The organism is Enterobacter sp. (assembly GCF_977039595.1).
This window is the reverse complement of sequence record NZ_CDRQYH010000007.1, coordinates 1-23,986: the sequence shown is the minus strand read 5'-3', so window position 1 is coordinate 23,986 and position 23,986 is coordinate 1. Positions and strand designations below refer to the sequence as shown.

Sequence of the window (23,986 nt, the reverse complement as noted above, 5' to 3'; positions counted from 1 at the left end):
TTGGTCAGTTGTTGACCGGAGTAACGCTTTTCACTAACTGTTATGAAGGTTAAACCTTCCATCAAGGGGAAGGTCAAGGGGGAATTGTGAATATCAGTGACGTGGCAAAAAAAACCGGCTTAACCAGCAAAGCGATCCGCTTTTATGAAGAGAAGGGGCTGGTCACGCCGCCGCTGCGCAGTGAAAACGGCTACCGTAGCTACACGCAGCTGCATCTGGATGAGCTGACGCTGCTTCGCCAGGCAAGACAGGTCGGTTTTAATCTGGAAGAGTGCGGCGAGCTGGTTAACCTGTTCAACGATCCGAAGCGTCACAGCGCCGACGTGAAAAAACGCACGCTGGAAAAAGTGGCCGAAATTGAACGCCACATCGTCGAGCTGCAGGCGATGCGCGAACAGCTGCTGCAGCTCGCGGACTCCTGTCCGGGGGATGACAGCGCCGACTGCCCGATTATTGATAATCTTGCCGGCTGCTGCCACCGTAAAACCCACGCTTAGCAGGCTTTCACCCGCAGGGTAATGCCTTCCACGGCAATGACCTCCACCCGCGTGCCGGCGCTGAGGTCATCGTCGGCCACCACCGGCCACGAGCTGTCGCCCACCCGCATGTGTCCGCGTCCGTTCACCAGCGCGGTGTCGAGCGTAAAACGCTTGCCGACAATCTGCTGTCCGCGCTGGTTAAGGTGGGCGTCGACCGGTTTCTGCTCTTTGACCCGCCGGTTAAGCCAGCGCCACCACAGCCAGGCGGCCACCAGCGTCAGCGCGGCGAACAGCGCGCCCTGCCACGCCCAGTCCAGGGGAAGGATCCAGACCAGAAGACCCGTAATGACGGCGGCAACACCGCTCCAGAGCAGGTAGCCGTTGCCGCCCAGCATCTCCGCCGCCAGCAATAAGCCGCCGAGGCTTAGCCAGAAGGCGTGAGGATGTGCAACAATCAGCTCAATCATTTTTTACGCTCGTTTCCGCTGTCCTTGATCAGTTCGGCTATGCCCGCGATAGAGCCCATCAGGCTGCTGGCGTCCAGCGGCATCATCACCACTTTGCTGTTGTTCGCGGAGCCGATCTCTTTCAGCGCGTCGGTATATTTTTGCGCAACAAAGTAGTTCACGGCCTGGATATCACCGGCGGCAATCGCCTCGGACACCATCTGGGTGGCGCGGGCTTCCGCTTCGGCGGAACGTTCACGCGCTTCCGCCTGCAAAAACGCGGACTGACGGTCGCCTTCCGCTTTCAGGATCTGCGACTGTTTTTCCCCTTCCGCTTTGAGGATCTCCGCCTGGCGTACCCCTTCGGCTTCCAGAATGTAGGCGCGCTTGGTTCGCTCGGCCTTCATCTGGGCGTTCATGGAGGCGATCAGCTCCGCCGGCGGACGCACGTCGCGGATCTCAATACGGGTAACTTTGATCCCCCACGGGTTGGTGGCCTCATCAACAATGTGCAGCAGGCGGGTGTTGATGCTGTCGCGCTGGGAAAGCATCTCGTCCAGCTCCATCGAGCCGAGCACGGTACGGATGTTGGTCATCGTCAGGTTGACGATCGCCAGCTCCAGGTTGCTGACTTCATAGGCCGCCTTCGGCGCGTCAATCACCTGAATAAAGCACACGGCGTCGATGGTGACGTTGGCGTTATCCTTTGAGATCACTTCCTGGGAAGGAATGTCCAGCACCTGTTCCATCATGTTGATCTTGCGTCCAATTCTGTCCATGAACGGGACAATCAGGCTTAAGCCGGGCTGGAGCGTGTTGGTGTATCGGCCGAAACGCTCGACGGTCCACTGATAACCCTGAGGGACAATTTTGACGCCAGCGCCCACGATAACCAGCGCAACGAAAATAAGGACGGGAACAACGATAAGCATAAAAACCTCCTGTTTTGCATGCCGTGATGAGTGAAAGTGTGTGTTTATTGCTCGTAAGTATAGGTAAAGTCAGAGATGAAGCCATCACCCGCTTCGGCAATGGCTTTGGATAATCCCTGGTAGTAATTCTCCAGCCCCAGCGCTTCGATGCGCTGGATCTGTTCGCGAATGGGGGCGCAGAACAGAACGGCATTTCCCGCCTCAACGCGTTTGTTATTCGGTGGAAGGTCGCCCGCGATGGCTTTAAACCAGGTTCTGATGCCCTGCTTTAAATTATGCGGCGCTTTTGCCAGGTTATCCATGCCCGTCAGGATCTGCAGAGTCGGGAACTCATCGGCCAGCACGGCGGTTTTCATGCGCGCAAAGAACTGGCTGAACAGCTCGAACGATCCCAGATCGGTGACGCGGGGTTTGGTCGTTTTACCGTTTTTATTGCCGATTTTGCCTGCCGCTGACGCCGCGGCCGGAACCGCATTCACCTTTTCCAGCTCCAGCCCGAATAACAAATTACAGTGCGCACGGCGCGCTTTCAGCGGGTAGGACATCAGGACCTCAATGAACCGGGTGGCTTTCACATCCGCAAGATCGTGGTTGATAAGCCACTGTGTGCGTGAAAATTCCGCCGGAGAGACGAACCAGTCCGGCACTTCATTGAAGCGTTTTGATTTGCCTTTACCGTCAAATTCAAGGAAGTGTGTCCCGTTGTCGAAGGCGAAATAGCAATTTTTGAAGCTGCCGATCGTGGTGTTCACGATGAGCGCCTTCTTAACAAAATCGACCACCTCTGCACCTATCACAAAACGCGTGAGTTCCGACGATTTGATGACTTCCATTAATGTTTCGACATCAGGAACACCAGGCTTCAGGGAAGGAAACTCATAAAAGATATGTGCCATGCTGCATACTTCCTGTAGTGATGGTGGTGACAATTTATAAACAAAAAGTTTAACACTTGCTTCAGCGTGAGGCTATTCGCGCTGTGCGGGCGAAAGGATTATGCTACAGGCGGTTATTACACGAAGCGGTTAACGGAAGCGCAATGAACGATAAAAAAAACCTTTTGCATCTCAGGGACGTCGGGTTTCGAGTCGGGGAAAACACGATCCTGCAGCACGTCGGGTTTAGCCTGTCGCCGGGCGAGTTTAAATTAATCACGGGTCCCTCAGGCTGTGGGAAAAGCACGCTGCTGAAGATTGTGGCGTCACTCCTCAGCCCGACGGAGGGAGCCATTCTGTTTGAAGGCGAGGATATCGCGTCGCTTTCCCCGGAAAGCTATCGCCAGCAGGTCTCGTACTGCGTGCAAACGCCCGCGCTTTTTGGCGATACGGTTTACGACAACCTGATTTTCCCGTGGCAAATTCGCAATAAAACGCCGGAGCCGGAAACGTTTACCCACGATCTGGCCCGCTTTGGCCTGGCGCAGGAGACGCTGACCAAATCCATCAACGCGCTGTCGGGCGGCGAAAAGCAGCGGGTCTCGCTGATCCGCAACCTGCAGTTTTTACCGAAGGTGCTTTTGCTGGATGAAATAACCAGCGCGCTTGATGACGTTAACAAGCGCAACGTCAACGAGATAATTCATCGCTACGCCCGGGAGCAGAACATTGCCGTGCTGTGGGTGACGCACGACGCTAACGAAATAACCCATGCGGATGACGTGATTACGCTCCAGCCGCACGGCGGGAAAATGCAGGAGGCAAACCGTGGGTGAACACAACATTACCAACGAATCGCTGGCCTTTTCGATGGTGCTGGTGCTGATTGCGATTGTGGTCAGCTATCGGGAAAAGCTGGGGCTGGAAAAAGATATCGTATGGAGTATCTGCCGCGCGGTGATTCAGCTCATCATCGTCGGCTATGTGCTGAAGTATATCTTCAACGTTAACCACGCGATGCTGACGCTGCTGATGGTGCTCTTTATCTGCTTTAACGCGGCGTGGAATGCGCAAAAGCGCAGTAAATACATTGATAAGGCGTTTGTTTCATCGTTTATCGCGATTACCACCGGAACGGCGCTCACGCTGGCGGTGCTGGTACTTTCCGGCTCGATTGAGTTTACGCCGATGCAGGTTATCCCTATCTCGGGGATGATTGCGGGGAACGCGATGGTGGCCGTTGGGCTCTGTTACAACAATCTCGGCCAGCGTTTCAGCAGCGAACAGCAGCAGCTGCAGGAGAAACTAAGCCTGGGGGCGACGCCTAAAGTGGCCTCGGCGCGGCTGATTCGCGAAAGCATTCGCTCATCGCTGATCCCGACCGTGGATTCCGCCAAAACGGTGGGGCTTGTGAGCCTGCCGGGCATGATGTCGGGGCTGATTTTTGCCGGTATCGATCCGGTAAAAGCGATTAAGTACCAGATCATGGTGACGTTTATGCTGCTTTCCACGGCAAGCCTGTCGACCATCATTGCCTGCTACCTGACCTATCGGAAGTTCTACAACGCGCGCCACCAGCTGGTGGTGACGCAGTTGAAAAAGATGGGGTAATATCGGCATTTCCAGGCCCGGTAAGGCGAAGCCGCCACCGGGCTTTTTTATCAATACAACAGCGCGTAAAGCTGACGACGATACTTCGACGCCAGCGCGTCTCCGGTGCCCAGCGCGGCCAGGATCTCCTGGAACATCTTGCGCGCCTGACCGTCTGCGGCGGCTAAATCTTTTTGCAGATGGCTGAAAAGCAGCTCAAGCGCTTCTTCGTTACGCCCCACCTGATGCAGCTGCAGCGCAAGCTGGCTTGCCAGCGCGGCATCTGCCGGGTTGTCGGCTACCTGCTGCTGCAGCTGCTGAATTTCCGGGGTGTCCGCCGCCTGCTTCAGGAGCTCAATTTGTGCAACCAGCCCCTGATAGCGGGTGTCCTGATCCTGGAGCGGAACCGTTTTGAGTACGGCTTCCGCGTCTTCTGAGCGGTGCAGGGCGATCTGCGTTTCCGCCAGCAGCAGGCCAATCTGGCTGTTCTGATTCGACAGCTGCCACGCCTCTTTGAGCAGCGGCAGCGCTTCGTCGTATTTGCCTTCCTGCATCAGCGCCATGCCTTCCTGCGCTTTCAGCTCTTCTTCGCGCGGCAGCACTTTATCCAGCAGGGCGCGAATCGCCTCTTCCGGCTGCGGCCCCTGGAAACCGTCAACAGGCTGGCCGTTCTGGAACAGATAGACGGTAGGGATGGCGCGCAGGCCAAACTGAGACGCTACCATCGGCTCGGCGTCGCAGTCCAGCTTGGCGAGAATGAACTGACCGTTGTACTGGGCGGCAAGGCTTTCCAGCACCGGCGTCAGCTGCAGGCAGTGTTGGCTGCGTTCAGACCAGAAGTAGAACAGGACCGGTTTGGTCATCGACTGTTCAAGAGTCTGTTGCAGGTTAGCTTCTGTGATATTGACGATATTCTGTACGGACATGCGGCTTTCTCTTTTGTCGGTTTGTTCTTTACATGGGGATGCGCGTCGGCGCTTCAACTCAACCGCGCAAAATTTTGTCCATCATACTGCCCGGCAGCAGGCGTTTTAACCAGCCTACGGCATGGGTGACCAGCGTTACCGGATAGCGCATTTTGGGATGGTCGCTCTCAAAAGCATGGCGCACTTTGGCCACCACCGCTTCGGGCCCGAGGGTAAAACGCGCGGCGATGCCGGGGTTCTCGACCGGTTTATCCGCCTGGGTCTGGTTCACGTTTTCGGTAAAGCGGGTGCGGATCGGGCCGGGCTCAATCAGGCTGACCTTAATGCCGCTGTGGCGTAACTCCATGCGCAGGGCGTCGGACCAGGCCTCCAGCGCATATTTGCTGGCGGCGTAGGCGCCGCGGCCCGGGGTGGAAATCAGTCCCATCACCGACGACGTCATCACGATGCGCCCTTCACCGTGCGGCAGCATCGCGGGGAGCAGACGCATGGTGAGCTGATGCACGCCGAAGAAGTTGGTCGAAAACTGCTTCTCCAGCGTTTCGCGGGAGAGGGTATCCAGCGGGCCATACACGCCGTAGCCGGCATTATTAAAGAGCCCGTACAGACGATTACCGGTCAGCGCGATCACCTCATCGGCGGCGCGCTCAACGCTTTCCGGCGAGTCCATATCCAGCAGCACGCCGGTAAAGCCCAGACCGTTCATGCGTTCGACGTCGTCAGGTTTACGACAGGCCGCCAGAACCCGAAATCCCTGGCGCTTCAGTTCGAGCGCGCTTTCCAGGCCGATTCCACTGGAACATCCTGTAATTAAGACCGATTTTTGCATAACTTTACCTGTCAGGATCTCCGCTTAATCAGGAGTCATGTTTAACTAAAGGAGCCAGCCGCGTTGCCATCCAGTCGGCAATAAACGGCTGCGCATCGCGATTGGGGTGGATCCCGTCGTCTTGCATCCACTCGGGTTTGAGATAGACCTCTTCCATGAAAAATGGCAGCAGCGGAATATCAAACTCTTTGGCAAGCTTAGGGTAGATCGCGCTAAAGGCCTCATTATACCGACGACCGTAGTTGGCGGGCAGGCGAATTTGCATCAGCAGCGGCTGGGCGTTTGCCGCCTTGATGTCCTGCAAAATGGTACGCAGCGTTTGCTCGGTTTGCTGAGGCTGGAAACCGCGCAATCCATCATTACCGCCAAGCTCAACCAGCACCCAGCGTGGCTGATGCTGTTTGAGCAGCGCAGGCAGGCGCGACAGGCCCTGCTGCGAGGTATCGCCGCTGATGCTGGCGTTGATTACAGCGGTCTTGCTCTGCCATTTGTCATTGAGCAGGGCGGGCCAGGCCGCGCTGGCCGCCATGCGATAGCCTGCGCTCAGGCTGTCGCCGAGAACCAGTAACGTGTCCGCTGCCGCCGCGCGGAAGGTCATCAGAATCAAAAACAGGAAGGGCAAATGCCAGCGGAAAACAGTGTTGAAGTTCATCATCTTAAGAAGTCCGTCGGTCAGGGGGAACACGAGCTTTCCATCCTTACCGGAGTTGAACTCGTTGTCAAACGCGCTGAAACCATCGCGCTGATTGGCGAATCCGGTTCCGGCAAGTCCACGCTGCTGGCGATTTTGGCCGGTCTGGACGACGGCAGCAGCGGCGAGGTCCATCTTGTCGGACAGCCGCTGCATCAGCTTGATGAAGAGGCGCGGGCCGCGCTGCGCGCGCGTCACGTTGGTTTTGTCTTTCAGTCCTTTATGCTGATCCCGACCCTGAACGCGCTGGAAAACGTCGAGCTCCCGGCGCTGCTGCGCGGTGAAAATAGCCGTGAAAGCCGCGCTCACGCGAAGGCGCTGCTGGAACAGCTCGGTCTGGGGAAACGTCTCAACCATCTTCCCGCCCAGCTTTCCGGCGGTGAGCAGCAGCGCGTGGCGCTGGCCCGCGCGTTTAACGGCCGCCCTGAGGTGCTGTTTGCCGATGAGCCTACCGGCAACCTTGATCGTAACACCGGAGACCGGATTGCCGACCTGCTGTTTTCGCTCAACCGCGAGCACGGCACCACGCTGATCCTCGTGACCCACGATCCGCAGCTCGCCGCGCGCTGCGACCGTCGCCTGCGGCTGGTGAACGGCGTTCTGCAGGAGGAAGCATGATTACCCGCTGGTTCTGGCGCGAGTGGCGCTCCCCCTCGCTGCTGATTGTCTGGCTGGCGCTAAGCCTGGCAGTGGCCTGCGTGCTGGCGCTCGGCAGCGTCAGTGACCGCATGGAAAAAGGGCTCAGCCAGCAGAGCCGGGAGTTTATGGCGGGGGACAGGGCGCTGGAAAGCTCCCGCCCCGTGCCGTCGGGCTGGATTGAATCAGCGCGCAAAGAAGGGCTGAAGGTGGGGGAACAAATCACCTTCCAGACCATGACCTTCGCGGGCGACACGCCGCAGCTGGCGAGCGTCAAGGCCGTCGATGATATCTACCCGATGTACGGTGACTTACAAACCAGCCCGCCAGGGTTAAAGCCGACGCCCGGTACGGTGCTGCTGGCATCGCGTCTGATGGCGCTGCTGAACCTGAAACCTGGAGACAGTATCGACGTCGGCGACGCCACGCTGAAAATCGCCGGGGAAGTGGTGCAGGAGCCCGACGGCGGTTTTAACCCGTTCCAGCTTGCGCCTCGCCTGCTGATGAACACCGCGGATGTCGCGGCCACCCATGCCGTACAGCCGGGCAGCCGCGTCACCTGGCGCTATAAATTTGGCGGCACGCCCGCCCAGCTTGCCGCTTATGAAAAATGGCTTATGCCGCAGCTCAAACCAGAGCACCGCTGGTACGGGCTGGAGCAGGACGAGGGGGCGCTCGGTAAATCTCTGGAGCGCTCTCAGCAGTTCCTGCTGCTGTCGGCACTGTTAACCCTGCTGCTGGCGGTGGCGGCGGTGGCCGTGGCGATGGGGCACTACTGCCGCAGCCGCTACGACCTGGTGGCGATCCTCAAAACCCTGGGGGCGGGCCGGGCGCAGCTGCGCAAGCTGATTGTCGGCCAGTGGCTGATGCTTCTGGTTCTGTCGGCGCTGACCGGCGGCATAATGGGGCTGCTGTTTGAAAAACTGCTGATGGTGATGCTGAAACCGGTGCTCCCTGCCGCATTGCCGCCTGCCAGCCTCTGGCCGTGGCTGTGGGCGATGGGCGCGATGACGGTGATCTCGGTGCTGGTGGGGCTCCGACCCTACCGCCTGCTGCTCGCCACTCAGCCGCTGCGCGTGCTCCGCAACGATGTGGTGGCGAACGTCTGGCCGCTGAAGTTCTACCTTCCGGTGATTATTGCGGTGGCGGTGGGGCTGCTGGCGTGGCTGATGGGGGGCAGCACGCTGCTGTGGGCGGTGCTGGCCGGGGCGGTTGTGCTGGCGCTGCTGTGCGGTGTGCTGGGCTGGATCCTACTCAACCTCCTGAAAAGGGTGACGGTAAAATCGCTGCCCGTGCGCCTGGCGGTCAACCGACTGCTGCACCAGCCCTGGTCTACGCTCAGCCAGCTGTCGGCGTTCTCGCTTTCGTTTATGCTGCTGGCGCTGCTGCTGGTGCTGCGCGGCGATCTGCTCGATCGCTGGCAGCAGCAGCTTCCACCGGAAAGCCCGAACTATTTCCTGATCAATATCGCGCCTGAGCAGGTTACGCCGCTTAAGGGCTTCCTGTCGGAGCATCACATCATTCCCGAGTCGTTCTATCCCATCGTTCGCGCGCGTCTGACGCAGATCAACGGGCATCCAACGGAGGGGAACAAGGACGAGTCGCTTAACCGCGAGCTGAACCTGACCTGGCAGGAGAAACGCCCTGACCACAACCCGATAACCGCCGGCACCTGGCCGCCAAAAGCGGGGGAGGTGTCGATGGAGGAGGGGCTGGCGACGCGCCTGAACGTGAAGCTGGGGGACAGCGTCACCTTCACAGGCGATACGCAGGATTTCACCGCGAAGGTCACCAGCCTGCGTAAGGTGGACTGGGAGAGCCTGCGGCCCAACTTCTTCTTTATCTTCCCCCCGGGGGCGCTGGACGGGCAGCCGCAGAGCTGGCTGACCAGCTTCCGCTGGGAGAACGGCAACGGCATGCTGACCCAGCTTAACCGGGAGTTTCCGACGGTCAGCCTGCTGGATATCGGCGCGATCCTCAAACAGGTGGGGCAGGTGCTGGAGCAGGTAAGCCGCGCGCTGGAGGTCATGGTGGTGCTGGTAACGATCTGCGGCGTGCTGTTGCTGCTGGCCCAGGTGCAGGTGGGCATGCGCCAGCGCCATCAGGAGCTGGTGGTTTACCGTACGCTGGGGGCCGGAAAGCGGCTGCTGCGAATGACGCTCTGGAGCGAGTTTGCGCTGCTGGGGCTGGTGGCCGGTCTGGTGGCCGCCATTGGCGCAGAGACGGCGCTGGCGGTGCTGCAGACAAAGGTCTTCGACTTCCCGTGGGAGCCTGACTGGCGTCTTTGGTTGATCCTGCCTCTGTGCGGCGCTGCGCTGCTTTCTCTCTGCGGAGGCTGGCTCGGCACGCGGCTGTTAAAGGGCAAAGCCCTGTTCCGTCAGTTTGCCAGTTGATTTAGCACTGTGATAATTACGCGTCGGTTTTTAATTCCGGCGCGTAGTATTAAAATGGCACAAAGTGATAATACCCACTCATTTAGTAGCACAAAACATTAAAAAACCGACCACACGGCCCGATTATTTCCAGTTAATATTCACCCGCTAAATATTTAGCAGCGTGTCTATTAAGGGAAAAATAATGACTATAAAAAAATCAGCGCTGGCGGTAACGATCGGCGCGGCAGTGGCATTGACTACCTTCGCTTCTCAGGCGGAAATCACGGTTCTTAAGCAGGATCCTCAGGCGGGTAACCCGCTGAGCCGCCTGAACTTCACCGTTGGCGGCAGCATTCGTCCTCAGTTCCAGAACATGACCGGCGACGACGGTAAAAACAGCTACAAGCGTAACGGTTTTGACGGCGGTACCCGTTTCCGTTTCGCAGCAGATTACTACCTGTTTGATGACATCAGCTGGGTAAGCTACTACGAGCTGGGCGTGAACTTCCCTGCAATGTTCAACTGGGATAACCACTACAGCGAGAGCGACCACGACACGACGCGTCGTATGCTCTACACCGGTCTGAAGAGCGACACCTGGGGTACGCTGACCTTCGGCCAACAGAACAGCGTTTACTATGATGTGGTGGGTGCGAAAACCGATATCTGGGACTACGACATGATCGGTCAGGCGCCGGGTAACGGGATCAAAGGCGATTACGACGGTTCTTACCGTTCACGTAAGATGCTGAAATATAAGAAAACCGTGGGCGATGCTGACATCTACGCATCTTACCTGTTTGAAGACAGCGAATACCTGCCGGGCAACGGCCTGCGCTACAAGCGTAAAGGCGGCGGCTCGCTGGGTCTGGATTACCACCTGACCACCGATCTGACCTGGGGTGCAGCGTGGAACTACACCCGCGCTGACATGCGTAACCCGGGCAACGGCGACAGCAAAACCTACGACCAGAACATCCTTGGTACTGCGCTGAGCTGGAAGCCAGACAACTGGACCTTCTCCGTTGGCGGCGGCTGGTATCAGAACTTCCTGACCACCAAAAAAGTGTCAGTTAACGACTACTTTGCGGGCGACGCGTGGGGTATTGAGTACTTCGCCGGTTATAAATTCCCAGTCGGTCAGTACGCGGTGAAATCCATCCAGCCTTACTTCATGGGCGACCGTATTGACTACGTGAACGGCCGTAACTACCAGCGCATCGACAACGGCGTGGGTATCAGCTTCCAGCTGGATTACGGTTTCCGCGTGGATTACGAACACGTGTTCACTTCTAGCACCGACAACCTGGGCGACATGAACCTGGTGCGTCTGCGTTACGACTTCTAAGTCGTGTTGTAGGGTGCGGCCTGATGCCCTCACCCTGACCCTCTCCCACGGGGAGAGGGAAAAAACATTAAAAACGGCAACCCAGGTTGCCGTTTTGCTTTTACCTCGCCACCCGGCTTTTTTTCAGCGATTAAGCCAGTCAGCGACCTCGCCGTACGTCCCGCGATAGACAATCTTCTCCGCCTTTTTCTCCAGCTGATAGCCGTACATCGGGTCGTAATAGTCGTTCAGCAGCGGCGCAAGCCAGCTGAAGTGCGCGTCCGTGCGGCCAGATCGTTGCTGTTCCAGCAGCGCGGAATCTAACAGCACGGTGAATTCTGCATACCGCTGTAGCCCCAGGCGGCGACGAATGGCGAACAGGCCGTGATGCAGGTACTCGCTGTATTCTTTCCATCCCGCTTCTTCACCGTAGGCCGCAGAAAAATCCGCCCACATGTGGTCGAAATACTCTTCGCGCAGCCGTTCAAGACGGATCTCAAACGGATCCTCGACCACCACGATAGGGGCTTCAACCATGCGGTCGCGCAGGCACTCCGGCAGGTGGTTGGAGCCAATCATCCGGCCTTCGTCTTCCAGCACCCAGCGTGCGGCGTCTTTTTTCAGGAGCTCAGCCGCAAGGTGATTTTCAAAGCTGGCCTGGGAAAGCTGCGGCGTGAGCGTGCGGCCAAACGACGAACCGCGATGGTGCGCCAGCCCTTCCAGATCGATACCCTGCGCGTGCTGCTTCACCAGCAGGGTTTTACCGTTCCCGGTACAGCCGCCAATAAGCACCATCGGCTTTTGCGACTGCTCAATGGTCACCTGAATCGCCGTCTGGCGCAGGGCCTTATAGCCGCCGCGGATCAGCGGGTAGTCGATACCCGCCTCTTTCAGCCAGGCCTGCGAGATATGCGAGCGCTGGCCGCCGCGCGCGCAGCAGAGAAAGCCCTCAGGATGGGCAAGGCTGGCTTCCCGCCAGGCGTTGATGCGTGCTTCACGCGTGTCGCCGTTCACCAGGCGATGGCCGAGCGCCAGCGCGGCCTCGGGGCCCTGGCGTTTATAGCAGGTGCCGACGGCCGCGCGCTCGTCGTCGTTCATTAAAGGCAGGTTGATCGCCGCAGGCATCGCGCCCTGGGCAAATTCGATCGGCGCGCGAACGTCGATTAAAGGGGTATCAGACGCGAGGATCGCGCGATAGTCCGTTCCATCGTTCATGGTTATTCCAGAAGAAAACTCAGCAGCAATGGGCGGGGATTTTACGCCGGGGAAGGGGAAGGTCAACTCCCCGGCGCAGATGTCTTACTTGAGCTTTGACTGTGCCCAGACAATACCGCTCGCGTATTCCGGCGGCAGGAGAGGGATCATGGCTTCCAGGGTGGCGCTCAGGCGGCCCGTGTCGCTGTCGTTCAGGTTCAGGTGACCGACCTTACGACCCTCGCGAACCTCTTTGTCATACCAGTGCAGATGCACGAGCGGCAGCTTCAGCCAGTCGTAGTTCAGATCGGTGCCGATCAGGTTGATCATCACCGACGGGCTATTGACCACCGGCTGCGGCAGCGGCAGGTTGGTGATGGCGCGCAGGTGCAGTTCGAACTGGCTGATGGACGCGCCATTTTGCGTCCAGTGGCCGCTGTTGTGCACGCGCGGTGCCAGCTCGTTGATTAGCAGACCAGACGGCGTCACAAAACACTCCATCGCCATGACGCCCACGTAGCCCAGCTCGTGCATGATGGCAGAGAGCATCTCTTCCGCCTGCGCCTGCTGGTCAGCATTGGCGTGCGGGAAGGCGACGCTGGTGCGCAGAATGCCGTCCTGATGCAGGTTATGCGTCAGCGGATAAAACACCGTGCGGCCGTCATGCCCGCGCGCGCCAACCAGCGAGACTTCACCGCTGAAGTTAATGCCCTGCTCAACGATGCATTCGCCGTAGCAGTCGTCCGGCAGCTCGGCGGTGTCGTTTGCGCGCAGGCGCCACTGGCCGCGGCCATCGTAGCCGCCCACGCGGCGCTTCACAATCGCCAGCTCGCCCAGCATGGCGAAGACGTCGTTCCACTCGCTTTTATCGGACAGGAGCTGCCACGGTGCGGTCGGCAGACCGAGCTTGTCGAACAGCTGCTTTTGCGTCAGACGGTCGGCAATGATTGGGAACACGTCGCGGTTAACAAAGGCGTTGTGAAGCGCCAGCTCGCGGGTCAGAGCGGTCTCCGGCCAGCGTTCGATCTCGGCGGTGATCACGCTCTGGTGGAATGGGACGGCTTCCGGCTCGGCGTCCAGCCCGACGGGCCAGACGGCAATCCCCAGCGGTTCACCGGCCTGACGCAGCATTCGGCCTAACTGGCCATTACCGAGGACGCAAACCTGCTTCATGCCGCACCCCGCGGGTCTGGATTGTCCAGCACTTCGTCGGTCTGGGCTTTACGCCACTCTGCCAGACGCTGATGCAACGCTTTATCGTGTGTCGCCAGGATCTGCGCAGCCAGCAGGGCGGCATTGGCGGCACCCGCTTTGCCAATAGCCAGCGTGCCGACAGGAATACCGCGCGGCATCTGGACGATAGAGTAGAGGCTATCCACACCGCTTAACGCGGCGCTTTGTACCGGGACGCCCAGAACCGGTACCAGGGTTTTGGCGGCAATCATGCCCGGCAGATGTGCTGCGCCGCCCGCGCCGGCAATGATCACCTCATAACCGTTCTCTTCGGCGCTTTCTGCGAAGCTGAACAGTTTGTCAGGCGTACGGTGCGCGGAGACCACTTCAACGTGGTGCGGAACATTCAGGATTTCAAAGATTTCGGCGGCGAACTGCATGGTAGCCCAGTCGCTTTTGGACCCCATCACGATGGCGACACGCGCCGGATTATTGCGGGAAGACATGCGTCTTAAAACTCCTGTGGTGCGAAACACACTGCTTTCGAGGGCACAGAGAATAGCATGTTATACGGGCAAGGAAAACGGTTGCGCGGTTAAATCTTGAGCCGTTGTTGCCGTCAATTCATAACAAAACAGACCGCATTCTGGCGGTCTGTTTTAGTCGATGGGCAATCATTATTTCGTCAGTTCTGCGGTCATATAGACGCGGTTGTCGACCTTCGCGCTGGTGATTTTGTAAGACGCACCCTGTTCAGCAGCCTGTGCAGCGATTTTCGCTTCTGCGCGGTCAAGAGTAGAGGCAGTTGCGCTCACGCTTTGAGCGAAAGAACCGAAAGAAGCCAGAGAAAGAGCAGCAACTGCAACGAAATTTTTGATGGATTTCATGGTCGTATTCCTTAAGTATTTTGTCTGGGATAGGGCGTTTTGCCCTGATGTGATAAATAGTAGACCGACCACGGACTGATTAAAATCGAAACAATTTGCCGATATTGTTCAAAAAAACAGAATGATTTTTGAGGGGTTAAAACGGGAAAGCGATCAGCTCGACGCCCTCTGGCGTGACTTTGACCATGGAGCCTTCGGTGTGCCAGGCACCCAACACCACGCGATGGGCCGGTTCGCCGTTGGCGATAAGGGAATGGACGTCTGGACGATGGGTATGACCGTGTATCAACCACTGAACGCCATGCTTTTCCATCACGCTCACCACGGCCTGGGGATTCACGTCCATGATGGTCATGGATTTGCTGCTGTTGGCGGCTTTGCTGCCTGCGCGCATTCTGGCGGCGATACGGTTGCGGATAAACAGCGGCAGGGCAAGGAACACCTTCTGGATCCACGGGGTGTGGACCTTGGCGCGAAACGCCAGGTAGCCGGTATCGTCGGTGCAGAGCGTGTCGCCGTGCATGATCAGGACCTTGCGACCATAGAGGTCCAGCACCTGCTCTTCCGGCAGCAGCGTCATGCCGCTTTCGCGGGCGTAGCGCTTGCCGATCAGAAAATCACGGTTGCCGTGAATGAAGTAGCAGGGGACGCCGGAATCTACCAGCGCGTGAAGGGCGGCTGCCATTTCACTGTGCAGCGGGTTAGGGTCGTCGTCGCCAATCCAGGCTTCAAACAGGTCGCCCAGGATGTACAGCGCATCGGCGCTTTTCGCTTCACCGCGTAAAAAACGCAGAAAACCGGCGGTAATCGCCGGTTCTTCTGTTTGCAGATGCAGATCTGCAATAAAGAGTGTCGCCACCAATTACTCGCTGACGGTCACGCTTGTAATCACAACGTCTTCTTTAGGAACGTCCTGGTGCATACCGCTGCGGCCAGTAGCGACGGCTTTGATCTTGTCAACCACGTCCATACCTTCAACCACTTCTGCGAATACGCAGTAGCCCCAACCCTGCAGGCTTTCGCCGGAGAAGTTCAGGAAGTCGTTGTCAGCCACGTTAATGAAGAACTGCGCGGTAGCAGAGTGAGGTGCCTGAGTACGCGCCATCGCCAGCGTGCCGCGGGTGTTTTTCAGGCCGTTGTTCGCTTCGTTTTTGATCGCTTCTTTGGTGGCTTTCTGGTTCATGCCAGGTTCGAAACCGCCGCCCTGGATCATAAAACCGTTGATCACGCGGTGGAAAATGGTGTTGTTGTAGAAACCTTCGCGGCAGTAGTCCAGGAAGTTTTTAACTGTTTCAGGCGCTTTGTCATCAAAGGTTTTGATTACGATATCGCCATGATTAGTGTGGAAAGTAACCATTTTTGCATCCTGTTCCGTTATTGTGGTACGTCGACCCGCCTTCGGGTCATCTATAGGGGCTTGTTATAGCATAACCACAGGATGCGATCACCTTGCATTGTGTGCTGCTTCGGGTTTGAATTACGGGTAGAATAGCCGGTTTTCAACCACACACGTGTTTACATGGAATCTTCGATGTTAAAAATCTTTAATACAATGACGCGCCAAAAAGAGGAATTTAAACCTATCCATGCCGGGGAAGTTGGCATGTACGTGTGTGGTATTACGGTTTACGATCTCTGTCACATTGGCCATGGCCGTACCTTTGTCGCCTTCGACGTGGTGTCTCGCTACCTGCGTTTTCTGGGGTACAACCTGAAATACGTGCGCAACATCACCGACATCGACGATAAGATCATCAAGCGCGCCAATGAAAACGGCGAAAGCTTTGTCGCGCTGGTGGATCGCATGATCGCTGAGATGCACAAAGACTTCGACGCCCTGAATATTCTGCGTCCGGACAGCGAGCCGCGCGCGACCCACCATATTCACGAAATCATCGAGATCACCGAAAAGCTGATCGCCCGCGGTCATGCCTACGTTGCGGACAACGGCGACGTCATGTTCTCCGTGCCGACGGACCCCACCTACGGTGCGCTTTCCCGTCAGGATCTGGACCAGCTCCAGGCCGGTGCCCGCGTTGACGTGGTTGACGTGAAGCGTAACCCGATGGACTTCGTGCTGTGGAAGATGTCCAAAGAGGGTGAACCAAGCTGGCCATCCCCGTGGGGCGATGGCCGTCCGGGCTGGCACATTGAATGTTCCGCGATGAACTGCAAACAGCTGGGCAAGCACTTCGACATTCACGGCGGCGGCTCGGACCTGATGTTCCCGCACCACGAAAACGAAATTGCGCAGTCTACCTGCGCCCACGGCGGCGAGTACGTGAACTACTGGATGCACTCCGGGATGGTAATGGTTGACCGCGAGAAGATGTCGAAATCGCTGGGTAACTTCTTCACCGTGCGTGACGTGCTGAAGTACTACGACGCGGAAACCGTGCGCTACTTCCTGATGTCCGGCCACTATCGCAGCCAGCTGAACTACAGCGAAGAGAACCTGAAACAGGCGCGCTCGGCGCTGGAGCGCCTGTATACCGCGCTGCGCGGTACCGACAGGTCTGTTCCTGCGGCAGGCGGCGAAGCGTTCGAAGCTCGCTTCGTTGAGGTGATGAACGACGACTTCAATACCCCGGAAGCCTACTCCGTGCTGTTCGACATGGCGCGCGAAGTGAACCGCCTGAAGTCAGAAGATATGGCGGCCGCGAATGCGCTGGCATCTCATCTGCGTAAGCTCTCTTCCGTTCTCGGCCTGCTGGAGCAGGATCCGGACGCGTTCCTGCAGAGCGGTGCGCAGGCGGATGACGGTGAAGTGGCGGAAATTGAAGCGTTGATCAAAGCGCGTCTGGAAGCGCGTCAGGCGAAAGACTGGGCGGCGGCAGATGCGGCGCGCAACCGTCTGACCGAGATGGGCATAATCCTCGAAGACGGCCCGCAGGGAACGACCTGGCGCCGTAAGTAAGTCTGGTGCGCGCTGATGCCCTCACCCCAGCCCTCTCCCACAGGGAGAGGGTGCAAACACTAAAAACGGCAACTTGAGTTGCCGTTTTGCTTTTACCTCCGCCTCCACCACAACATCCCCATCAGTACGATCCCCGGCAGCCACACCCACAGCAGCTCTGAAATAATCACCTGATGCCCGTACGGCGTGGTATAGCGCGACAGCGCAAACGGCGCGACCTTAATCACCTGCCACGGCGCAAAGAAGCGTTCATCTGACCACGGCCACAGCCAGCCGACGCCTTTCCCGCCCGTGGTAATCGAATCCAGCAGGCTGTGCGACAGCAGTGACACGGTTAAAAACAGCCAGCACCGCATCAGGCTGGTCCTGAACCATCGTCGTCCAGTCAGCACGCAAAGTATCGGCACTACAAAGGCAAACAGCAGGGAGTGGGTAAAGCCGCGGTGGCCGAAAACATTGCCGTACGCGACACCAAACTTAAATGCCAGCACGTCGGCATCCGGAAGCATGGCGAGGATAATCCCGGCAAACAGCAGGCGGGGAGGAATCACTTTGGTTCCCAGGCCTAAGCCCAGGCAAAGCGGAACAGCAGCGTGCGTAATAACGGTAGGCATTGTAATTATCCATGGCAAATCATGGAAATATAGCAGTCATCCCGCGCTAAAAAACCTGTGCGAAATTCTGAATTTACGCCGACTCGCGAGCGATAAGCTGTCCGGAAAGCGTAATACGCTGGGTTTGCAGCGTCGGCTCCTTCAGCGTGCGAATAATCAGCCCGGCCGCCTGACGCCCCGTCTCTTCGCTGGCGGACGAGACGTAGGTAAACGAGGGTGAGGTGAGGTTAACGTGGAGCATATCTTCGAAACCGACCAGCGCGACCTGCTGCGTCAGAAAGACATCTTTACCCACCGTACGCCCGACCTGATGAATACCGGAAATGGAGCCAATCATGGCATCCGGCGAGTGGCAGAGCAGGGCGGTGATGGTGTTGTTTTTTTCCAGCAGCTGGCGGGTGGCGAAACCCGCGGCCAGCGTGTCATCGCTGCAGGCCGGGGAGTATTCATCGCGCCAGACCAGCCCGTTTTGCGCCATCGCGCTGCGAAAACCGAGCAGGCGCTGCTCGCGGATAAGGCAGCCTTCGCGTCCGCCAATGTAGGCAATATTGCGATGGCCGCGCTCGATAAGATAACGCACCGCCAGATTTGCCGCCTGACGGTTGTCGCGCATCACCAGATTGCATTTTTCATCCAGCAGCGACTGCGAGACCACCACCAGCGGCAGCGGGCAGCGGCGAATCTGTTCCGGCAGGGTAGACGTGCGGGTATCCGAGGCCAGATAGATAACTCCGGCGACGCCCTGCTGCTTAAACGACAGCAGGCAGCGCTCAAGATGGTCATGGTCGTTCTGGGGCTGACCGAGAAAAACCATATACCCCTGTTTTTCGAGATCCTGAACGATGCTCGCCATCACCTTGATGGAGAAACTGTCGCTAAAGTCACGGAGGATCAGGCCAATCAGATTGGACGTATTGGCGCGGAGGTTGGCAGCGGCAACGTTATGAACATAGCCCAGCGTATTGATGGCAGCGTTGACCTTCTCGATCGTTGCCTCTGAGATTTTCCCTTTCTGGCGCAGCACCAGCGAGACGGTTGATACCGACACGCCCGCGTGCTTTGCGACATCAATAATGCTGACTTTCTTCAAAACCGCTCCCTGAAATTTACCGATTATCAGCCAGATAAAACACGTCTCCCAGCGTACAGGAGACGTGTCGTTCAGGCATCTTATTATTTGCCGATCATGGTGGACATGGTCTGGGCGATAAACTGTGCTCTGGCACCGAAAATCACCTGAATACCGTTGTCGCCGACAAACACCACGCCGCGCGCGCCGAGTCCGTTCAGACCGTCTTTATCCACCACCTCGCTTTTTGTCACTTCCAGGCGAAGACGGGTGATACAGGCGCCGACGGAGTCGATGTTATGCGCCCCGCCCAGCAGGGAGATGATCTCTGTCGCGAGTTCGGAATCCGATTTCTCATCCGCGTTAGCGGTCACTTCAGTGCGGCCCGGCGTTTTCACGTCGAAACGACGGATCACAAAGCGGAACGTGAAGTAATAAATCAGGCCCATTGGAATGCCGATGATAATGGCGCTCAGGAAGTGGGTCTGGTAGCCGTTAAAGGACGGCAGGATCCCGAATGAAAGATAGTCGATAAAGCCCGCGGAGAACGACTTGGCGATATGCGCATGCAGCAGGTACATGGTCATGTAGGCCAGGCCCGCCATGATGGCGTTAAAGACGTACAGGATCGGCGCCACGAAGATAAAGGTAAACTCAACCGGTTCGGTGATCCCCGTCAGGAAGCAGGTCAGCGCCGCGGAGAACAGAATACCGGCCGCGATTTTTTTATTCTTCGTATGGGCTTCGTGATACATCGCCAGGCATGCCGCAGGCAGCGCAAACAGCATCAGCGGGAATTCACCCTGCATAAACTTACCAGCGTTCTGGTAGGTGTCGCTGCTGAAGGATTTCACCCCTTCTTCCAGCATCTTGAACCAGATGGTCTGGTCGCCGTGGATCACCTGGCCTGCCTGGGTGGTGTAATCCCCAAACGAATACCAGAAGGACGGATACCAGATATGGTGCAGACCGAGCGGGATCAGCGCGCGCTCTACCAGACCGAAGATAAAGGTCGACGCCGCCTGATTATCACCGTTCACCACCACGGAGAGCGCGTCGATACCGGCCTGAATATGCTGCCAGACGTATGGCAGCAGCAGCCCCATCAGGAACGAGAGGAACGCCGTTGCAATCGCCACGAAGCGCTTGCCGGAGAAGAAGCCCAGGAATTCCGGAAGCTGCATGGTGTGGAAGCGGTTATAGCACCAGGCCGCGAGAATACCGCAGATCAGGCCGCCGAAGACGCCCATCTGCAGCGTCGGAATGCCCACCACCATGGCGTATTTCCCGCCCTGAGAGGCCATTTCCGGCGTGATGCTCAGCACGGTGCTGATGGTGATATTCGTGACAAACACCGATACCGCCGCAGACAGCGCCGCGATGCCGGATTCTGACGCCAGACCCACGGCGGAGCCAATGGCAAACAGCATCGGCAGGTTATCAAAAATAACCCCGCCCGCGTTCATCATCAGCGGCAGATGGAACTTATCGCCGAAGGCCAGCAGCAGGCCCGCAGCGGGAAGCAGTGAAATTGGCAGCATTAAGGCGCGACCAATCATCGATAACTTAGACAGCGATTTAACAAACCCTGATATCAGACTCATGCTGATTTCCCCCGAGTAGCGCTTTTTTTGCGCTGTTATTGTAAGTAGAACGTTTTAGTAGAACGTTCTACTTATCGTGGGCAAAGAGTGAAAAACGCGCAACTGAATTTTCACTTTTCAACAGATGAAATAGTGATTATTTGAAGTGGATCGATAAATAACCGCGATGGGAGTGAGGGGATTTTAAATCCCCTCTCCCTGTGGGAGAGGGTTAGGGTGAGGGCATCAAACGGCTCAGGCCGTAACGGTTACGCTCTGTCCTTCAAAGCTCACGGTCTGACCCGCGACAATCTTGCAGCGCTTGCGCGTTTCTACCACGCCGTCGACTTTTACCAGCCCGTCGGCGATAACGATTTTCGCCTGTGCGCCGCTTTCGCTCCAGCCTTCCAGCTTGAGCAGGTCGCACAGCTCAACGTGCGGGTGTTTACCTAATGAAAAAGTCGCCATCTTACGCGTCCTCTACGTCGTGATATTCTTCGCACGCCTGCAGCGTATTCTGAATCAGCGTTGCTACGGTCATCGGGCCTACGCCGCCCGGTACTGGGGTAATGTAAGACGCGCGCGCGGCGGCATCTTCATACACCACGTCGCCGACCACTTTGCCGTTTTCCAGACGGTTAATTCCGACGTCCACGACAATCGCACCCTCTTTAATCCACTCGCCAGGAATAAAGCCTGGCTTGCCGACCGCGACGATCAGCAGATCGGCGTTCTCAACGTGGTGGCGCAGGTTTTTGGTGAAGCGGTGGGTGACGGTGGTGGTGCAGCCGGCCAGCAGCAGCTCCATGCTCATCGGACGGCCCACGATGTTGGACGCGCCGATGACCACGGCATTCAGACCGTAGGTGTCGATATTATAACGCTCAAGCAGCGTCACGATACCGCGTGGCGTGCAAGGACGCAGACGCGGCGCACGCTGGCACAGGCGGCCAACGTTGTACGGGTGGAAACCGTCCACGTCTTTATCCGGTGCGATACGCTCCAGCACCTTCACGTTGTCGATACCAGCGGGTAGCGGCAGCTGAACCAGAATACCGTCGATTTCTTTATCGGCGTTCAGGGTGTCAATAAGTTCCAGCAGTTCTGCTTCGCTGGTGGTTTCCGGCAAATCGTAAGAGCGGGAGACGAAGCCCACCTCTTCACACGCTTTGCGCTTGCTGCCGACATAAATTTGCGATGCCGGGTTGCTGCCAACCAGCACAACGGCCAGCCCGGGGGCGCGTTTTCCGGCAGCTTTACGCGCCTTCACTTTTTCCGCGACCTCAGAGCGCACCTGCTGCGCAATCGTTTTACCGTCAATAATCTTTGCTGCCATCAGAGAGAAGATTCCGTCTGTAACGTTTGAAAGGGGGGATGGCGTGTATTTTGTCAGAAGCGAGCGTCGCTGTCAGTCACCCTTTACGCGTTTTTATCAGCGTGACGCAAAAACCCTTCTTAAGGGATGGTCAATTTCTTAGGCGGGATTAGGATGTGACCTGGCGAAATGGCAGCGTTTTGACATATTTAAAAACCGTGTACTGAGCTACTTTGTCTCCTCCGAAATAAGCTTTCAATTCATCAATTGAACGTATTTCTTATTCCCGATTATTCGCGGGAAGGGTTATTTACATTTTAAAGGAATAGACATGAAACTCAGCAACATTGCTTCTACTGTTATTGCAACTTTGGCCCTGGTTGCGGGTGCCGCAAATGCAGCGGATCCTGCTGCGCCGGTTTCCGTAAATGGCGGTACCGTACATTTTAAAGGTGAGCTGGTTAATGCTGCTTGTTCAGTAAATACTGATTCTTCCGAGCAGACCGTTAATCTGGGTCAGTATCGTACCGCGAAATTCACCAAAGTGGGCGACACCACCTCTAATATCCCATTCAACATTGAACTGAACGATTGCGATCCGCTGGTTGCCAAAACTGCAGCCGTTGCGTTCACCGGTCAGATCGACCCAACCGACAAAACCCTGCTGGCCGTCACCTCCGGTAACAACGACAACACCGCGAAAGGCGTGGGTATCGAGATCCTCGACAGCAAATCCAGCGTTCTGACCCCAGACGGCGCGACCTTCTCTGCTGCGCAGACGCTGATCGAAGGGACCAACACCCTGAAGTTCACCGCGCGTTACAAATCAACGGCTGCCACCACTGAGCCAGGCCAGGCGAACGCTGACGCCACCTTCGTAATGAAATACGAATAATTCCTCCGCACAGGGATGTTCAGGCCTCAGGGACGAGGCCCGTCATACGCTAATGCCAGGAACGAAGGATGACAAGGACTGGAACACTACTGCTGTTAACCCTTGCGATGGCTTGCCCGGCATCGGCGCATACCGTGGTGATCGAAGGCGGCAAGGTTCATCTCAGAGGTGAACTGGTGAACGGCGGCTGCGCCGTGGCGCCCGACAGCCAGAATATGCGCATCGACATGGGCCAGTACCGAACCAATTCATTTTCCGGTGTGGGCAGTTTTTCCACGGTGAATGTGCCTTTCACCGTACGGCTGCTGGACTGCAGCGTTGATGTTTCGCGCACCGTGGGGATCCAGTTTCAGGGCGTCACGCCCGCAGAGGATCCGCAGGTCTTTCTGGCGACATCGCGGCCGGGTGAAACACCTGTCAGCAGCGGCGTCGGGCTGGCGCTCTTTGACGAACAGCAACGTCAGATAATCCCAAACGCTACGGCCGTCAGCTGGCTGCCTGTCGATACCCGCGAGCTCGCGTTCCATTTTAGCGCCCGCTATCGGGCTATTTCCGAACATCTCGAGCCAGGCAAAATTCAGTCGGATGTCTGGTTTACGTTGATTTATCCATAACACCTGCGAACACATTATTAAAGGTACGGTTGTGATGAATACCCTAATTAAACCAGGACTTTTTTTATCGTTTATTTTGATGATGGTTTCTGCATGCGCAAATGCATCCGGCGGTATTGCACTGGGGGCCACGCGCGTTATTTATCCGGCAGAGGCGAAGCAAATGTCGCTGGCGATCACCAACAGCAACAAACAGGAACGTTATTTAATTAACGCGTGGATCGAAAATGCAAGCGGGCAAAAAGAAAAAACGTTTGCAGTCACTCCGCCCCTGTTTGTTAGCGAGCCGAACAGCGAAAACACGCTGCGTATTATTTACGCCGGGCCGGCGCTGCCTGCCGATCGCGAATCGCTCTTTTACATGAACGTGAAGGCGATCCCGTCGGTGAACAAAGCGAAAACGGAAAACAATAACGTGCTGCAGCTGGCTATCCTTTCACGCATCAAGCTGTTTGTGCGCCCGAACAACCTGGCGATGCAGCCGGAAGAGGCGCTTTCCCAGCTGCGGTTTGAGCGCACGGGGGCTTTGTTGAATAAATCAGATTTCGGGTAAGTCTCCCCCGTAGCGGGTTGTGTTTTCAGGCAATACGCACGCTTTCAGGCATACCTGCTTTCGTCA

General features: G+C 57.2%; 26 protein-coding genes and 1 pseudogene. 10 read left to right on the top strand and 17 right to left on the bottom strand.

Annotation, left to right across the window (positions count from 1 at the left end; translation table 11 throughout):
• Positions 1-86 precede the first annotated feature (86 nt).
• A complete protein-coding gene (cueR, locus tag ACWYRJ_RS03930; RefSeq protein ID WP_021241620.1) occupies positions 87-497 on the top strand; it encodes a Cu(I)-responsive transcriptional regulator in 411 nt (136 codons plus the stop codon).
• Here cueR and ACWYRJ_RS03925 read toward each other — a convergent pair.
• The 3 genes from ACWYRJ_RS03925 to ACWYRJ_RS03915 are packed head-to-tail and all read right to left on the bottom strand — an operon-like array spanning position 494 to position 2,753.
• Positions 494-946 (bottom strand): NfeD family protein, encoded by a 453-nt coding sequence (locus tag ACWYRJ_RS03925; protein ID WP_032656590.1) that lies wholly within the window; start codon positions 944-946, stop codon positions 494-496. The two genes, cueR and ACWYRJ_RS03925, sit on opposite strands and share 4 nt — an antisense overlap.
• Positions 943-1,857, bottom strand: a complete 915-nt coding sequence (locus ACWYRJ_RS03920; protein ID WP_008499312.1) for an SPFH domain-containing protein — start codon at positions 1,855-1,857, stop codon at positions 943-945. The genes ACWYRJ_RS03925 and ACWYRJ_RS03920 overlap by 4 nt, the downstream gene beginning before the upstream one ends.
• Positions 1,858-1,901: 44 nt before the next feature.
• A complete protein-coding gene (locus ACWYRJ_RS03915) occupies positions 1,902-2,753 on the bottom strand; it encodes a hypothetical protein (protein WP_252092607.1) in 852 nt (283 codons plus the stop codon).
• A 143-nt stretch (positions 2,754-2,896) separates the two neighbouring features.
• Here ACWYRJ_RS03915 and fetA point away from each other — a divergent pair, with 143 nt between their 5' ends.
• Positions 2,897-3,568 (top strand): iron efflux ABC transporter ATP-binding subunit FetA, encoded by a 672-nt coding sequence (gene fetA, locus ACWYRJ_RS03910; protein WP_111963377.1) that lies wholly within the window; start codon positions 2,897-2,899, stop codon positions 3,566-3,568.
• Positions 3,561-4,343, top strand: a complete 783-nt coding sequence (fetB, locus tag ACWYRJ_RS03905; RefSeq protein WP_455507452.1) for an iron efflux ABC transporter permease subunit FetB — start codon at positions 3,561-3,563, stop codon at positions 4,341-4,343. The genes fetA and fetB overlap by 8 nt, the downstream gene beginning before the upstream one ends.
• Before the next feature lie 50 nt (positions 4,344-4,393).
• On the opposite strand, the gene ACWYRJ_RS03900 is transcribed toward fetB, so the two are convergent.
• From ACWYRJ_RS03900 to tesA, 3 genes are read right to left on the bottom strand one after another with little or no spacing between them, the layout of a single operon-like run.
• Positions 4,394-5,248 (bottom strand): co-chaperone YbbN, encoded by an 855-nt coding sequence (locus ACWYRJ_RS03900; RefSeq protein ID WP_023310624.1) that lies wholly within the window; start codon positions 5,246-5,248, stop codon positions 4,394-4,396.
• Between the two features lie 58 nt (positions 5,249-5,306).
• Positions 5,307-6,077, bottom strand: coding sequence for an SDR family oxidoreductase (locus ACWYRJ_RS03895; RefSeq protein ID WP_455507451.1), 771 nt, complete (start codon positions 6,075-6,077; stop codon positions 5,307-5,309).
• Positions 6,078-6,105: 28 nt separating this feature from the next.
• A complete protein-coding gene (gene tesA / locus ACWYRJ_RS03890; RefSeq protein ID WP_188035077.1) occupies positions 6,106-6,729 on the bottom strand; it encodes a multifunctional acyl-CoA thioesterase I/protease I/lysophospholipase L1 in 624 nt (207 codons plus the stop codon).
• Here tesA and ybbA point away from each other — a divergent pair.
• The 3 genes from ybbA to ACWYRJ_RS03875 all read left to right on the top strand — a co-directional run bounded on the left by ybbA (position 6,700) and on the right by ACWYRJ_RS03875 (position 11,127).
• Complete coding sequence (ybbA, locus tag ACWYRJ_RS03885) at positions 6,700-7,386, top strand: putative ABC transporter ATP-binding protein YbbA (protein ID WP_111963489.1); 687 nt, start codon at positions 6,700-6,702, stop codon at positions 7,384-7,386. The genes tesA and ybbA overlap by 30 nt on opposite strands.
• The gene (ybbP, locus tag ACWYRJ_RS03880) at positions 7,383-9,797 is read left to right on the top strand and encodes a putative ABC transporter permease subunit YbbP (RefSeq protein WP_223581480.1); all 2,415 of its coding nucleotides are present in this window, start codon (positions 7,383-7,385) and stop codon (positions 9,795-9,797) included. The genes ybbA and ybbP overlap by 4 nt, the downstream gene beginning before the upstream one ends.
• 184 nt (positions 9,798-9,981) lie before the next feature.
• Positions 9,982-11,127 (top strand): porin, encoded by a 1,146-nt coding sequence (locus tag ACWYRJ_RS03875; RefSeq protein WP_455507450.1) that lies wholly within the window; start codon positions 9,982-9,984, stop codon positions 11,125-11,127.
• 123 nt (positions 11,128-11,250) lie between these two features.
• On the opposite strand, the gene mnmH is transcribed toward ACWYRJ_RS03875, so the two are convergent.
• From mnmH to ppiB, 6 genes are all read right to left on the bottom strand, one after another.
• Complete coding sequence (mnmH, locus tag ACWYRJ_RS03870; RefSeq protein WP_149366092.1) at positions 11,251-12,321, bottom strand: tRNA 2-selenouridine(34) synthase MnmH; 1,071 nt, start codon at positions 12,319-12,321, stop codon at positions 11,251-11,253.
• A gap of 84 nt (positions 12,322-12,405) precedes the next feature.
• Positions 12,406-13,473 (bottom strand): 5-(carboxyamino)imidazole ribonucleotide synthase, encoded by a 1,068-nt coding sequence (gene purK, locus ACWYRJ_RS03865; protein WP_223581482.1) that lies wholly within the window; start codon positions 13,471-13,473, stop codon positions 12,406-12,408.
• The gene (gene purE / locus ACWYRJ_RS03860) at positions 13,470-13,979 is read right to left on the bottom strand and encodes a 5-(carboxyamino)imidazole ribonucleotide mutase (RefSeq protein WP_014882834.1); all 510 of its coding nucleotides are present in this window, start codon (positions 13,977-13,979) and stop codon (positions 13,470-13,472) included. Before purE ends, purK begins: the two co-directional genes overlap by 4 nt.
• A 171-nt stretch (positions 13,980-14,150) precedes the next feature.
• Positions 14,151-14,360, bottom strand: coding sequence for a YdgH/BhsA/McbA-like domain containing protein (locus ACWYRJ_RS03855; protein ID WP_455507449.1), 210 nt, complete (start codon positions 14,358-14,360; stop codon positions 14,151-14,153).
• 136 nt (positions 14,361-14,496) lie between these two features.
• Entirely contained in the window at positions 14,497-15,219 is a 723-nt protein-coding gene (gene lpxH, locus ACWYRJ_RS03850) for a UDP-2,3-diacylglucosamine diphosphatase (RefSeq protein WP_455507448.1), read from the bottom strand.
• A 3-nt stretch (positions 15,220-15,222) separates the two neighbouring features.
• Positions 15,223-15,717 carry a peptidylprolyl isomerase B gene (ppiB, locus tag ACWYRJ_RS03845; RefSeq protein WP_111963369.1) on the bottom strand — a complete coding sequence of 165 codons (495 nt, stop codon included), beginning with the start codon at positions 15,715-15,717 and terminating at the stop codon, positions 15,223-15,225.
• Positions 15,718-15,891: 174 nt separating this feature from the next.
• Here ppiB and cysS point away from each other — a divergent pair, with 174 nt between their 5' ends.
• On the top strand, positions 15,892-17,277 hold the full coding sequence (gene cysS / locus ACWYRJ_RS03840; RefSeq protein WP_249575768.1) for a cysteine--tRNA ligase: 1,386 nt from the start codon (positions 15,892-15,894) through the stop codon (positions 17,275-17,277).
• A 92-nt stretch (positions 17,278-17,369) separates the two neighbouring features.
• Here the strand turns inward: cysS and ACWYRJ_RS03835 are convergent, their stop codons facing one another.
• The 5 genes from ACWYRJ_RS03835 to folD all read right to left on the bottom strand — a co-directional run bounded on the left by ACWYRJ_RS03835 (position 17,370) and on the right by folD (position 21,879).
• Positions 17,370-17,891: a metal-dependent hydrolase gene (locus ACWYRJ_RS03835; protein ID WP_249575767.1), complete on the bottom strand. Its 522-nt coding sequence runs from the start codon at positions 17,889-17,891 to the stop codon at positions 17,370-17,372.
• Between the two features lie 73 nt (positions 17,892-17,964).
• The gene (gene malI / locus ACWYRJ_RS03830) at positions 17,965-18,981 is read right to left on the bottom strand and encodes a Mal regulon transcriptional regulator MalI (protein WP_090417966.1); all 1,017 of its coding nucleotides are present in this window, start codon (positions 18,979-18,981) and stop codon (positions 17,965-17,967) included.
• An 83-nt stretch (positions 18,982-19,064) separates the two neighbouring features.
• A complete protein-coding gene (locus tag ACWYRJ_RS03825) occupies positions 19,065-20,564 on the bottom strand; it encodes a PTS transporter subunit EIIC (protein WP_111963366.1) in 1,500 nt (499 codons plus the stop codon).
• A 234-nt stretch (positions 20,565-20,798) separates the two neighbouring features.
• A complete protein-coding gene (ybcJ, locus tag ACWYRJ_RS03820) occupies positions 20,799-21,011 on the bottom strand; it encodes a ribosome-associated protein YbcJ (RefSeq protein ID WP_023334767.1) in 213 nt (70 codons plus the stop codon).
• A gap of 1 nt (position 21,012) precedes the next feature.
• Positions 21,013-21,879, bottom strand: coding sequence for a bifunctional methylenetetrahydrofolate dehydrogenase/methenyltetrahydrofolate cyclohydrolase FolD (folD, locus tag ACWYRJ_RS03815; RefSeq protein ID WP_008499332.1), 867 nt, complete (start codon positions 21,877-21,879; stop codon positions 21,013-21,015).
• 310 nt (positions 21,880-22,189) lie between these two features.
• Here folD and fimA point away from each other — a divergent pair, with 310 nt between their 5' ends.
• The 3 genes and pseudogenes from fimA to ACWYRJ_RS03800 all read left to right on the top strand — a co-directional run.
• On the top strand, positions 22,190-22,753 hold the full coding sequence (gene fimA / locus ACWYRJ_RS03810) for a type 1 fimbrial major subunit FimA (RefSeq protein ID WP_023310641.1): 564 nt from the start codon (positions 22,190-22,192) through the stop codon (positions 22,751-22,753).
• 68 nt (positions 22,754-22,821) lie between these two features.
• Positions 22,822-23,367 (top strand): type 1 fimbrial protein subunit FimI, encoded by a 546-nt coding sequence (gene fimI, locus ACWYRJ_RS03805; RefSeq protein WP_133293923.1) that lies wholly within the window; start codon positions 22,822-22,824, stop codon positions 23,365-23,367.
• Positions 23,368-23,401: 34 nt separating this feature from the next.
• Positions 23,402-23,911: pseudogene (locus ACWYRJ_RS03800) on the top strand (fimbria/pilus periplasmic chaperone); the annotation flags it as partial.
• Between the last annotated feature and the right edge of the window lie 75 nt (positions 23,912-23,986).

Excerpts from the sequence above, each read along its gene's own strand:
- ACWYRJ_RS03925 (WP_032656590.1), bottom strand. The coding sequence starts at position 946 with ATGATTGAGCTGATTGTTGCACATCCTCACGCCTTCTGGCTAAGCCTC.
- ACWYRJ_RS03920 (WP_008499312.1), bottom strand. The coding sequence starts at position 1,857 with ATGCTTATCGTTGTTCCCGTCCTTATTTTCGTTGCGCTGGTTATCGTG.
- ACWYRJ_RS03915 (WP_252092607.1), bottom strand. The coding sequence starts at position 2,753 with ATGGCACATATCTTTTATGAGTTTCCTTCCCTGAAGCCTGGTGTTCCT.
- fetA (WP_111963377.1), top strand. The coding sequence starts at position 2,897 with ATGAACGATAAAAAAAACCTTTTGCATCTCAGGGACGTCGGGTTTCGA.
- ACWYRJ_RS03900 (WP_023310624.1), bottom strand. The coding sequence starts at position 5,248 with ATGTCCGTACAGAATATCGTCAATATCACAGAAGCTAACCTGCAACAG.
- ACWYRJ_RS03895 (WP_455507451.1), bottom strand. The coding sequence starts at position 6,077 with ATGCAAAAATCGGTCTTAATTACAGGATGTTCCAGTGGAATCGGCCTG.
- ybbA (WP_111963489.1), top strand. The coding sequence starts at position 6,700 with ATGCCAGCGGAAAACAGTGTTGAAGTTCATCATCTTAAGAAGTCCGTC.
- tesA (WP_188035077.1), bottom strand. The coding sequence starts at position 6,729 with ATGAACTTCAACACTGTTTTCCGCTGGCATTTGCCCTTCCTGTTTTTG.
- ybbP (WP_223581480.1), top strand. The coding sequence starts at position 7,383 with ATGATTACCCGCTGGTTCTGGCGCGAGTGGCGCTCCCCCTCGCTGCTG.
- ACWYRJ_RS03875 (WP_455507450.1), top strand. The coding sequence starts at position 9,982 with ATGACTATAAAAAAATCAGCGCTGGCGGTAACGATCGGCGCGGCAGTG.
- mnmH (WP_149366092.1), bottom strand. The coding sequence starts at position 12,321 with ATGAACGATGGAACGGACTATCGCGCGATCCTCGCGTCTGATACCCCT.
- purK (WP_223581482.1), bottom strand. The coding sequence starts at position 13,473 with ATGAAGCAGGTTTGCGTCCTCGGTAATGGCCAGTTAGGCCGAATGCTG.
- purE (WP_014882834.1), bottom strand. The coding sequence starts at position 13,979 with ATGTCTTCCCGCAATAATCCGGCGCGTGTCGCCATCGTGATGGGGTCC.
- ACWYRJ_RS03855 (WP_455507449.1), bottom strand. The coding sequence starts at position 14,360 with ATGAAATCCATCAAAAATTTCGTTGCAGTTGCTGCTCTTTCTCTGGCT.
- ppiB (WP_111963369.1), bottom strand. The coding sequence starts at position 15,717 with ATGGTTACTTTCCACACTAATCATGGCGATATCGTAATCAAAACCTTT.
- cysS (WP_249575768.1), top strand. The coding sequence starts at position 15,892 with ATGTTAAAAATCTTTAATACAATGACGCGCCAAAAAGAGGAATTTAAA.
- ACWYRJ_RS03835 (WP_249575767.1), bottom strand. The coding sequence starts at position 17,891 with ATGCCTACCGTTATTACGCACGCTGCTGTTCCGCTTTGCCTGGGCTTA.
- ACWYRJ_RS03825 (WP_111963366.1), bottom strand. The coding sequence starts at position 20,564 with ATGAGTCTGATATCAGGGTTTGTTAAATCGCTGTCTAAGTTATCGATG.
- ybcJ (WP_023334767.1), bottom strand. The coding sequence starts at position 21,011 with ATGGCGACTTTTTCATTAGGTAAACACCCGCACGTTGAGCTGTGCGAC.
- folD (WP_008499332.1), bottom strand. The coding sequence starts at position 21,879 with ATGGCAGCAAAGATTATTGACGGTAAAACGATTGCGCAGCAGGTGCGC.
- fimA (WP_023310641.1), top strand. The coding sequence starts at position 22,190 with ATGAAACTCAGCAACATTGCTTCTACTGTTATTGCAACTTTGGCCCTG.
- fimI (WP_133293923.1), top strand. The coding sequence starts at position 22,822 with ATGACAAGGACTGGAACACTACTGCTGTTAACCCTTGCGATGGCTTGC.